Annotated in this window: 6 protein-coding genes, 2 tRNA genes, 2 rRNA genes and 1 pseudogene; 4 read left to right on the forward strand and 7 right to left on the reverse strand. The window is 56.8% G+C overall.

What is annotated here, in order from left to right; translation table 11 throughout:
* Window positions 1-2 precede the first annotated feature (2 nt).
* Together deoC and N8E88_RS00290 are read right to left on the reverse strand one after the other, a co-directional pair.
* Complete coding sequence (deoC, locus tag N8E88_RS00285) at window positions 3-1007, reverse strand: deoxyribose-phosphate aldolase (protein ID WP_262290511.1); 1005 nt, start codon at window positions 1005-1007, stop codon at window positions 3-5.
* A 48-nt stretch (window positions 1008-1055) separates the two neighbouring features.
* Entirely contained in the window at window positions 1056-2051 is a 996-nt protein-coding gene (locus N8E88_RS00290) for a sugar-binding transcriptional regulator (protein WP_262290512.1), read from the reverse strand.
* Between the two features lie 200 nt (window positions 2052-2251).
* On the opposite strand from N8E88_RS00290, the gene N8E88_RS00295 reads away from it, so the two are divergent.
* The 4 genes from N8E88_RS00295 to tnpC all read left to right on the forward strand — a co-directional run bounded on the left by N8E88_RS00295 (window position 2252) and on the right by tnpC (window position 5741).
* Window positions 2252-3190 carry a threonine/serine dehydratase gene (locus tag N8E88_RS00295; protein ID WP_262290513.1) on the forward strand — a complete coding sequence of 313 codons (939 nt, stop codon included), beginning with the start codon at window positions 2252-2254 and terminating at the stop codon, window positions 3188-3190.
* 128 nt (window positions 3191-3318) lie between these two features.
* Window positions 3319-3711: an IS66-like element accessory protein TnpA gene (gene tnpA / locus N8E88_RS00300; protein WP_262290514.1), complete on the forward strand. Its 393-nt coding sequence runs from the start codon at window positions 3319-3321 to the stop codon at window positions 3709-3711.
* Window positions 3708-4055, forward strand: a complete 348-nt coding sequence (tnpB, locus tag N8E88_RS00305) for an IS66 family insertion sequence element accessory protein TnpB (protein ID WP_262290515.1) — start codon at window positions 3708-3710, stop codon at window positions 4053-4055. The genes tnpA and tnpB overlap by 4 nt, the downstream gene beginning before the upstream one ends.
* A gap of 45 nt (window positions 4056-4100) precedes the next feature.
* Window positions 4101-5741 (forward strand): IS66 family transposase, encoded by a 1641-nt coding sequence (gene tnpC / locus N8E88_RS00310; RefSeq protein ID WP_410010500.1) that lies wholly within the window; start codon window positions 4101-4103, stop codon window positions 5739-5741.
* On the opposite strand, the pseudogene N8E88_RS00315 reads toward tnpC, so the two are convergent.
* The 5 genes and pseudogenes from N8E88_RS00315 to N8E88_RS00335 form a co-directional block, all read right to left on the reverse strand.
* Window positions 5742-5954, reverse strand: a pseudogene (locus N8E88_RS00315) (DUF6429 family protein); the annotation flags it as partial.
* Window positions 5955-6215: 261 nt separating this feature from the next.
* Window positions 6216-6292, reverse strand: a tRNA-Met gene (locus tag N8E88_RS00320).
* Window positions 6293-6571: 279 nt separating this feature from the next.
* Window positions 6572-6686: ribosomal RNA gene (rrf, locus tag N8E88_RS00325) — 5S ribosomal RNA — on the reverse strand.
* Between the two features lie 238 nt (window positions 6687-6924).
* A 23S ribosomal RNA gene (locus N8E88_RS00330) occupies window positions 6925-9736 on the reverse strand.
* Window positions 9737-10127: 391 nt separating this feature from the next.
* A tRNA-Ala gene (locus tag N8E88_RS00335) sits at window positions 10128-10203 on the reverse strand.
* Window positions 10204-10311: the final 108 nt, after the last annotated feature.

The raw sequence follows: 10311 nt of genomic DNA on the forward strand, positions 1-10311 counted from the left end.
CCTTACGCGAGCGCATGGCGCGACGACGCGGCGTAGCGGCCCGTCACGTAATGTTCCAGCTGCCGTTCGATATCGCCGAGCATTGAACTCGCACCGAGGCGGAAAAGCTCAGGCTGCATCCACAGCAGACCGAGTTCTTCCTTCATCAGGATCAGCCAGTTCATCGCATCCTTGGCGGTCTTCATGCCGCCTGCCGGTTTGAAGCCGACCGTCTGGCCCGACAATTCGCCATAGTCGCGCAAGGCGCGCAACATGATCAGGCTGACGGGTAGCGTCGCGTTCACTTCTTCCTTGCCGGTCGATGTCTTGATGAAATCTGCTCCCGCTTGCATCGCGACCATCGAAGCGCGATAGACATTGCGCAGCGTGTTGAGGTCACTGGTCGCGAGGATCGCCTTCAGATGTGCATCGCCCGCCGCTTCCCGCATCTGCCCGATCTCATCGTACAGCGCTGACCAGTTCTGGGTCAGCACGTATTCGCGCGTAATGACGATGTCGATCTCGGCGGCGCCTTCACCCACAGCATAATGGATCTCGGCAAGGCGCTGCGGCAGCGGCGTGAGGCCAGCCGGGAAACCAGTTGCCACGGAGGCAACGGGGATTCCAGAGCCACGCAATGCCTTCACCGCATGCGGCACCATTGTCGGATAAACGCAGACAGCACCCGTCGTGATGTTCGCATCGGCCAAGCCGAGCGCCTCGAGTATATCCTCTCGAACCGGACGCTTGGCTTTGGCGCAAAGCCGGTGGACGCGACCCGCCGTATCGTCGCCTGCAAGCGTCGTAAGATCAATGCAGGTGATAGCCTTTATCAGCCACGCCGCCTGATATTCCTTCTTCACGGTCCGGCGCGTCGTCAGCGTCGCAGCACGGCGCTCCGTCGCCGAGCGGTTGACGGCGATATCGTCAAACCAGTCAAGCGCAAGCTTGGTGCCGGCATTGCGTGCATGTGACTGCTGCACAGCCAAATCCGTTCCCTTCGAAACCAATATTTCCTGGCGGTTCATCCCCGACCCTTCCTGCGATCGAAACGGCAATTCATCGCCTCACGCGTGTCAGACACCATTTTGATTTTCCAATGCATAGAATGCTGTTACTTCGTCCGTGATGATGACCGACACATAGCCGGCTTTCAACGCTGCAACGGCGACCCTGTGCTTTTCTTCACCCGCAACCACGCCTATGGCTCGCTGTTTGGTCTTCAGATGTTCGAGCCGCATGCCCACGGTGCGATCGTCGATAGCCTCATCGATTATCCTGCCATTCTCATCGACAAACCGCCCAAGTATGTCGCCAACGGCGCCGGCATCCTTCAGCCTGTCCATATCGGCCTCATCAAGATAGCCGTTGCTGAGCAGTACCGACTGATGGTTGATGCCGCCCATGCTGAAGCAGACAACATCCGCCTGCATGGCAAGTTTCAATACACGCTCGATGATCGGGTCTTCTTCCAGCACCTCGCGTGTACTTTTCTTGCCGACAATTGCCGGCACTGGCAGCAAGGTCGCGATTCCATTGGCGGCGCGGGCAAATTCTTCCGCAACAGCGCTCGAGTGCGTCGACGTTGAGTGCAGATTGGTCGCGCCGTTGACCAGCACAACATGCACGCCCGGGTTCCAGTTGCCCGGCAAAGATCGCGCAACGGCAGACATGGTGCGCCCCCAGGAAACGCCGATCAGTTCACATTTCGGCGTGAGCCCGGCAAGATAGGTCGCCGCGGCTTGCGCCACGCTTTCGGTCAATAGCGCAGAATCCGTCATGTCCCCGGAGGCAACAACGATTGCGTCTTTGAGGCGATATTGCTGCTGCAATCGCACTTCGAGATCGGTCCTGCGCTTGGCCCTTGGAGTAATCTCGATACGAACCACACCAAGCTCCCTCGCCTCGGTCAGCAGCCTTCCGATCTGCCAGCGGGTCAAGCCAAGTTCAGCCGCGATATCGCCCTGCGTCCATTCGAGGTCATAATAAAGCTTGGCGACGCGGACCATCAAATGTTCGCGCTGCTCGTCGGAAGGAAGCCTGTTCGACGATTGGAGGCGAATTTCATTCATAGCTGGGTCACACCTCCTATCACGCAAGATTCTAAAAACCAGCAAATGTGGTTTTATTGCTCTTTTGTGAATTTGTACTCCCGGACGCGATTGGAGTCAATGGCGGTTTCATGCGGCTTGGCCAATGATCAATCGTTTGCACTTGCTTCTCGGACTTCGCCAGCACTATTCTCCGCGCCGTCCTTCCAAGCGAGAATCCCATGAACTCCATGATCACAGCTGAACGAATCGCCGAGATAGAGCGGTTGATCCGTCCGCACATCCGTCACACACCAACCTTGCGCGTTGACATGACTGATTTCGGGCTTGCACCGCGTCCGGTCGATCTCAAGCTGGAATATTTGCAGCATTCAGGTTCGTTCAAGGCGCGTGGTGCTTTCACCAATCTCCTGACCCGTTCCATTCCGGGTGCTGGCGTCGTGGCAGCATCCGGTGGAAATCACGGCGCCGCGGTCGCCTACGCCGCGATGCGTCTCGGCGTGCCCGCAACGATCTTCATTCCGGGCGTCAGTTCCCCGGCCAAGGCCGAGCGCATCCGTAGCTACGGCGCAGCTCTCGTCGTCGGCGGCGATCGCTACGCCGATGCCTTGGCCGCAAGCGACAAATTTGTGAAGGAGAACGGCGCTCTGGCTGTTCATGCCTATGACCAACCCGAGACGCTGCTCGGTCAGGGTACGCTCGGCGCCGAGATCGAAGCTGACCTTCCCAATCGAACGACACTTTTGGTTGCAGTTGGCGGCGGCGGATTGATCGGCGGCATCGCCGCATGGTTCAAAGGCCGGGTGAAAGTCGTTGCCGTTGAACCGGAGGGCTCGCCGACGCTTCATTTGGCGCTTGCAGCCGGTCAGCCTGTCGATGCGCCGGCGGGGGGTATTGCGGCCGATTCTCTGGCACCGAAACAGGTGGGCAAACTGATGTTTCCGATAGCCCAGGCTTTCGTCAACCGCTCTGTACTCGTCTCTGATGACGATATTCGCGCGGCGCAGCAGGCTCTCTGGGACAAGATACGCATTGTTGCCGAACCCGGTGGCGCTGCTGCCTTCGCCGCACTGCTTTCCGGCAAATATGTTCCGGCACAGGATGAGCGGGTGGCCGTTCTCATCTGCGGTGCAAATACAACGGCTGTGAAATTCGACTGAGGATTTCAGTTGTCTGAGGAATCGAAAAACGCGAAAACCCCGCTTGATGCGTATCCCCACGGTGACGGCCGTCTTGTGATGTGAAGCTTAACATTGGAAGTCCTAGTGGTAACCCTAGGAGTAGTCCTATGACCAAGCAGCACATTGAAGTGATCACGTCGGTCGAGCGTCGGCGTCGGTGGTCTCGCGAAGAGAAAGAACGGCTGGTAGCGGCAACGTTAGAGCCTGAAGCAGTTATCTCGGATGTTGCGCGTTCCGCAGGGATCCATGTCAGCCAATTATTCCGGTGGCGTAAGGAGCTTTGCCAGATGTCAGCGCCGTCGGTCCCACAACTCCTTCCGGTCGAAGTCGTCGCGGCCTTGCCGTCGCCGGAGGCGGTGGAAACACCATCACCTTCTCGGGTGCGCAAGAAGAGCAGCATGGTGACGATCGAGCTTGGCCGCGGCCGACGTATTCGTGTGGAGAGCGATGTCGATACGGAAGCGTTGGGCCGGATCCTCGATGTTGTGGAGCGGCGATGATCCCGGTTCCGAGCGGCGTGAAGGTGTGGCTCGCCACCGGCTATACGGATATGCGCAAGGGCTTTCCCGGTCTGTCGCTGATGGTGCAGGAGACGCTGAAGCGCGATCCGCACAATGGTCATCTGTTTTGCTTTCGCGGGCGTCAGGGCGGATTGATCAAAGTGATCTGGCATGATGGGCAAGGCGCCTGTCTGTTCACCAAGAAGCTGGAAAGCGGACGGTTCGTCTGGCCGTCGGCGGCTGATGGCACCCTGGTGATCACGCCCGCCCAGCTCGGCTATTTGCTGGAAGGCATTGACTGGCGGATGCCACAAAAAACCTGGCGTCCCAGCTCGGCTGGATGATGGAAACTGCTGGAAAGACGGGAGCGAATATGATTCCATCCCGCCATGACCGATGCGGCCAATCAACTTCCAGACGACCTTGCCAGCGCGCATGCGATGATCCTCGCCGAGCGTGCGGGACGCCGTGAAGCCGAAGCAATTGCCGCTCGTGCGCAGGCGGTGAACGCGCATTCGGATGCGTTGATTGCCCGCTTGAGACTGGAGATCGAGAAGCTCAAGCGCGACATCCACGGCAGCCGCTCCGAGCGCAAGGCGCGTCTTCTCGAACAGATGGAATTGCAGCTTGAAGAGCTGGAAGCTGATGCCAGTCACGACGAATTGGCGGCCGAGATGGCGGCCCGATCATCAACCACCGTCAAAGCCTTCGAGCGCAAGCGTCCTTCACGAAAGCCGTTTCCCGAGCATCTGCCGCGCGAACGTGTCGTCATCGCTGCACCTCACACTTGTCCGTGCTGCGGCTCCGGCAAGCTGGCGAAACTAGGTGAGGATATTACCGAGACGCTGGAAGTGATCCCGCGTCAATGGAAGGTCATTCAGACGGTGCGGGAAAAGTTCACCTGCCGCGAGTGCGAGAAGATCACGCAGCCTCCGGCACCTTTCCATGTGACACCACGCGGCTTTGCCGGGCCAAACCTGCTCGCCATGATTCTGTTTGAGAAGTTCGGCCAGCATCAGCCGCTGAACCGCCAGAGCGAGCGCTATGCCCGCGAAGGCATCGACCTCAGCCTCTCGACGCTTGCCGACCAGGTCGGTGCCTGTGCCGCAGCGCTGAAGCCGGTGCATGCGCTGATTGAAGCGCATGTTCTCAGCGCCGATCGGCTGCATGGCGATGACACGACCGTGCCAATCCTGGCGAAAGGCAAGACCGACACGGGTCGCATCTGGACGTATGTCAGGGATGACCGCCCATTTTGCGGCTCCAGCCCGCCGGCAGCCCTTTACTATGCGTCGCGCGATCGGCGGCAGGAACATCCCGAGCGTCATCTTAAGAGCTTCGCCGGTATTCTGCAGGCGGACGCCTATGGCGGCTACAACCCGCTCTTCAAAGTGGATCGCGATTTGGGTCCGCTGACACAGGCACTGTGCTGGGCACATTCGCGCCGCAAGTTCTTCGGGCTTGCCGACATTGCGACGAATGCCAAACGCGGCAAGAACGCCACGCCGATCTCACCGGTTGCGCTCGACGCCGTAAAGCGCATCGATGCACTGTTCGACATTGAGCGCGACATCAATGGCCTTTCCGCCAACGAGCGGCTGCAACGACGCCAGCAGGAAAGCCGTCCTCTTGTCGACGAGCTTGAGAACTGGATGCGGATCGAGAGATCAAAACTGTCGCGCAGCTCGCCGGTCACCGAGCCCATCGACTACATGCTGAAGCGCTGGGAAGGCTTCACGACATTCCTCGGTGACGGTCGGATTTGCCTGACGAACAATGCTGCCGAACGAGCACTGCGCGGCTTCGCCCTCGGCAGAAAATCGTGGTTGTTTGCGGGCTCCGATCGCGGTGCTGACCGGGCTGCCTTCATGGCCACGCTGATCATGACGGCCAAGCTCAATGACATCGATCCGCAGGCCTGGCTTGCCGATGTCCTCGCCCGCATCGCCGATATGCCGGTTACAAAACTCGCAGAGCTGTTGCCGTGGCATTGGAAACCGGAAACAGCGATCATCGCGTCGGCCGCGTAACAGGGCGCGGAACAGTTCTTCCGACCGTCGCAAACCTTCATCGCTTAGAACGACAGACTTCGACTTGTTCGCGGGATCTGCAATCAGACCCTTCTGATGCAAACGGTCCATGACGCCCCAGTCAAACCCTTTCCAGGCGCGACGCTCGTCATGCAGCGTGAGCCATAGTAAGGCGAGAACAGCATCATTGATCTTCTCGTCATCGATCTCCATGCCGGAAACATACCATGCGCACAGGCTAAAATCCTGCGGCCCTCACCGGATGCGTACCTTGATGCGGGGTTTTTGTTTAGATGTGCGGCGAACGAAAAGCTGGACTGATCTGGTTAGGAGAGAGGATTTGCCCGTTCGGGTCTTCAATCAGTCCGCTGGAGTGTTTGACCGGCGTTGCCGGACGTGCCTCCCTTCAGGCTATGAGCCTGGTGAGCGCGGTTGTTTGCGCTGAGCGCCTATGCGTGTTTTGTGGGAATAATCTGGTTGCGGGGACAGGATTTGAACCTGTGACCTTCAGGTTATGAGCCTGACGAGCTACCGGGCTGCTCCACCCCGCGCCACCAAGATACGGCAAAGTTGCCGCTGCAGCCCGGATTTTTCCGTTTGTCCGGCCTCAAAAGCGAAGAGTGCTTTTGTCGGGCCGAACGGGGTGCTGCTCCACCCCGCGCCACCATATCGGCGCTTTGCCGAATGTCGTGCTTTTGCTTGTAAGTATGCGCTTACGCATTGTGTTTTGCAAAAGCAAAAGGCCATGCTGAGCGCCGTCGAAGGGGCGCGGCCTTTTGATTGATGTGTATGTTGTTGTCGAGAAGATGTATGAACGTTGCGTTTGGCAGACCTGGCAGCGACCTACTCTCCCGCGTCTTGAGACGAAGTACCATTGGCGCAGGGGCGTTTCACGGCCGAGTTCGGAATGGGATCGGGTGCAGCCACCCCGCTGTAACCACCAGGTCAGCAAAGCGCAACGTTCACGCATGCGGTTTTTCAGGCGCATGCGATACAAATGAGAAGCTGGAGTTTTTTGGTTGTTTTAGTTGGCGGCTGGCGACCTTCGGGCGAAGCCCGCAAGGCCGACTGGCCGTCGCGGCGTGTGCCGCGCGCTGTCGCAGCGCCCGCACCAAAGGTGCGATACGGCGCGTGAGACAAATCCAATTCATCTGACTTCGTCAGATGGATATTTGTAATGAGAATGATCAAGCCAATCGAGCTATTAGTACCGGTAAGCTTCATGCGTTGCCGCACTTCCACACCCGGCCTATCAACGTGGTGGTCTTCCACGGCTCTGATAGGGAATACTCGTTTTCAGGTGGGTTTCCCGCTTAGATGCCTTCAGCGGTTATCCCGTCCGTATATAGCTACCCTGCTATGCGGCTGGCGCCACAACAGGTCCACCAGAGATACGTCCATCCCGGTCCTCTCGTACTAGGGACAGATCCTGTCAATATTCCTACACCCACGGCAGATAGGGACCGAACTGTCTCACGACGTTCTGAACCCAACTCACGTACCGCTTTAAATGGCGAACAGCCATACCCTTGGGACCTGCTCCAGCCCCAGGATGCGATGAGTCGACATCGAGGTGCCAAACAACCCCGTCGATATGGACTCTTGGGGGTCATCAGCCTGTTATCCCCGGCGTACCTTTTATCCGTTGAGCGATGGCCCTTCCACGCGGGACCACCGGATCACTATGACCGACTTTCGTCTCTGCTCGACTTGTCAGTCTCGCAGTCAGGCGGGCTTATGCCATTGCACTCGACGACCGATTTCCGACCGGTCTGAGCCCACCATCGCGCGCCTCCGTTACTCTTTAGGAGGCGACCGCCCCAGTCAAACTACCCACCATACACTGTCCTGGATCCGGATAACGGACCGCAGTTAGACATCCATATAGGTAAGGGTGGTATTTCAAGGATGACTCCACGAAGGCTGGCGCCCCCGCTTCAAAGTCTACCACCTATCCTACACATGCCGACACGAATGCCAGTGTAAAGCTATAGTAAAGGTGCACGGGGTCTTTCCGTCTAACCGCAGGAACCCCGCATCTTCACGGGGAATTCAATTTCACTGAGTCTGCGTTGGAGACAGCGGGGAAGTCGTTACGCCATTCGTGCAGGTCGGAACTTACCCGACAAGGAATTTCGCTACCTTAGGACCGTTATAGTTACGGCCGCCGTTTACTGGGGCTTCGATTCAAAGCTTGCACCTCTCCTCTTAACCTTCCAGCACCGGGCAGGCGTCAGACCCTATACGTCGTCTTGCGACTTCGCAGAGCCCTGTGTTTTTGGTAAACAGTCGCTACCCCCTGGTCTGTGCCACCCTCCTCGACTTGCGTCAAAAAGGGTCACGCTTCTTCCGAAGTTACGCGTGCAATTTGCCGAGTTCCTTCAACGCAGTTCTCTCAAGCGCCTTGGTATTCTCTACCAGTCCACCAGTGTCGGTTTAGGGTACGGTCTATACGCGGGAGCTATTTCCTGGGACCGCTTCGAAGCCCCTCCAATCCAATAAGGAGGAACAACACACGCGATCCGTCACTACCCGCAGGCCCACGAATATTAACGTGGTTCCCATCGACTACGCCTTTCGGCCTCGCCTTAGGGGCCGGCTAACCCTGCTCAGATTAACTTTAAGCAGGAACCCTTGGACTTTCGGCGAGGGAGTCTCTCACTCCCTTTATCGTTACTCATGTCAGCATTCTCACTTCTGATACCTCCAAAGGCCCTCACGGGTCCCTCTTCAACGGCTTACAGAACGCTCCGCTACCACTTGCTTATCGCTAAGCAAATCCACAGCTTCGGTGTATGGCTTGAGCCCCGGTACATTTTCGGCGCAAAGACCCTTATTTAGACCAGTGAGCTGTTACGCTTTCTTTAAATGATGGCTGCTTCTAAGCCAACATCCTGGTTGTTTTGGGATCCTCACATCCTTTCCCACTTAGCCATAACTTAGGGACCTTAGATGGTGGTCAGGGTTGTTGCCCTCTTCACGACGGACGTTAGCACCCGCCGTGTGTCTGCCGATCAGTACTCTTCGGTATTCGGAGTTTGGTTAGGTTTGGTAAATCGGTGAGATCCCCTAGCCCATCCAGTGCTCTACCCCCGAAGGTATAAAATCGACGCTCTACCTAAATAGATTTCGCGGAGAACCAGCTATCTCCAAGTTTGATTGGCCTTTCACCCCTAGCCACAAGTCATCCCAATCTATTGCAACAGATGCGGGTTCGGTCCTCCAGTAAGTGTTACCTTACCTTCAACCTGCTCATGGCTAGATCACTTGGTTTCGGGTCTAATGCAACGAACTGAAACGCCCTGTTCAGACTCGCTTTCGCTGCGCCTACACCTACCGGTTTAAGCTTGCTCGTCACACTAAGTCGCTGACCCATTATACAAAAGGTACGCTGTCACCCAGAACAAATCTTGGGCTCCAACTGTTTGTAGGCATTCGGTTTCAGGATCTCTTTCACTCCCCTTGTCGGGGTGCTTTTCACCTTTCCCTCACGGTACTGGTTCGCTATCGGTCATGCACGAGTACTTAGGCTTGGAGAGTGGTCTCCCCATGTTCAGACAGGATTTCACGTGTCCCGCCCTACTCAAGGACTTTTGTTCGCATTACGTGTACGGGGCTGTCACCCACTTTAGCCACCCTTTCCAGAGTGTTCCACTTGTCTCACAAAAGCCACTGGCCTGGTCCGCGTTCGCTCGCCACTACTAACGGAGTCTCGTTTGATGTCCTTTCCTCCGGGTACTTAGATGTTTCAGTTCCCCGGGTTCGCTTCTAACCCCTATGTATTCGAAGGTCAGATACCTTATTATGATATCTAGAAATTATTTTGGTTCAGAAGAACCAAAATAACTTTCTAGATATCTAAGGTGGGTTTCCCCATTCGGAAATCGTCGGATCAAAGGGTATTCGCACCTCCCCGACGCTTATCGCAGCGTATCACGTCCTTCATCGCCTGTGCATGCCAAGGCATCCACCAAATGCCCTTAAGACACTTGATCATTCTCATTGCCAATATCCATCCTTGCCTTCACGAACAATCCGCGCCTGTGGGGGATACCAACAGCACGACAAACCATTCAGCAATCGACGAATTTGACAAAAAAGACCAGCTTCTCGAGATAAATCCGATGGCTCTGCGGTTAAGCGGCCAATCATAGGCATGGGGTTTAATGAGCGCCCCATGCGACATCTTCCAGCGTTCATGGCCCTAAAGCCGGCAGATAAGCACCCGAAAGCACCAACCCTTGAACATCCGAAAGATCCGGACATATCTTCTCTTCACAATTTCATACAGAACAAGCAAACCGCCGGACAAATGTCCGACGCCTGCAAACTTGGTTCTTTAAATGATGTTTTTGCGTCTTGCCCGGCAACCAATTTAAAAAACCTTGGTGGAGGCGGACGGGATCGAACCGACGACCCCCTGCTTGCAAAGCAGGTGCTCTCCCAGCTGAGCTACGCCCCCGTAAGGTATGGGTAAATCATCCGTCCAGCCGAGCACCCTCGAAGCGAAGCTTCGCAAGCGCGACTGCGCGTCGGCCACGTTTGGCCGCCCCGTGCGGAGCGCAAGTCC

Origin of the sequence: Phyllobacterium zundukense, assembly GCF_025452195.1 — a bacterium.
Taxonomy (GTDB): Bacteria; Pseudomonadota; Alphaproteobacteria; order Rhizobiales; family Rhizobiaceae; genus Phyllobacterium; species Phyllobacterium zundukense_A.

Excerpts from the sequence above, each read along its gene's own strand:
- deoC (WP_262290511.1), bottom strand. The coding sequence starts at position 1,007 with ATGAACCGCCAGGAAATATTGGTTTCGAAGGGAACGGATTTGGCTGTG.
- N8E88_RS00290 (WP_262290512.1), bottom strand. The coding sequence starts at position 2,051 with ATGAATGAAATTCGCCTCCAATCGTCGAACAGGCTTCCTTCCGACGAG.
- N8E88_RS00295 (WP_262290513.1), top strand. The coding sequence starts at position 2,252 with ATGAACTCCATGATCACAGCTGAACGAATCGCCGAGATAGAGCGGTTG.
- tnpA (WP_262290514.1), top strand. The coding sequence starts at position 3,319 with ATGACCAAGCAGCACATTGAAGTGATCACGTCGGTCGAGCGTCGGCGT.
- tnpB (WP_262290515.1), top strand. The coding sequence starts at position 3,708 with ATGATCCCGGTTCCGAGCGGCGTGAAGGTGTGGCTCGCCACCGGCTAT.
- tnpC (WP_410010500.1), top strand. The coding sequence starts at position 4,101 with ATGACCGATGCGGCCAATCAACTTCCAGACGACCTTGCCAGCGCGCAT.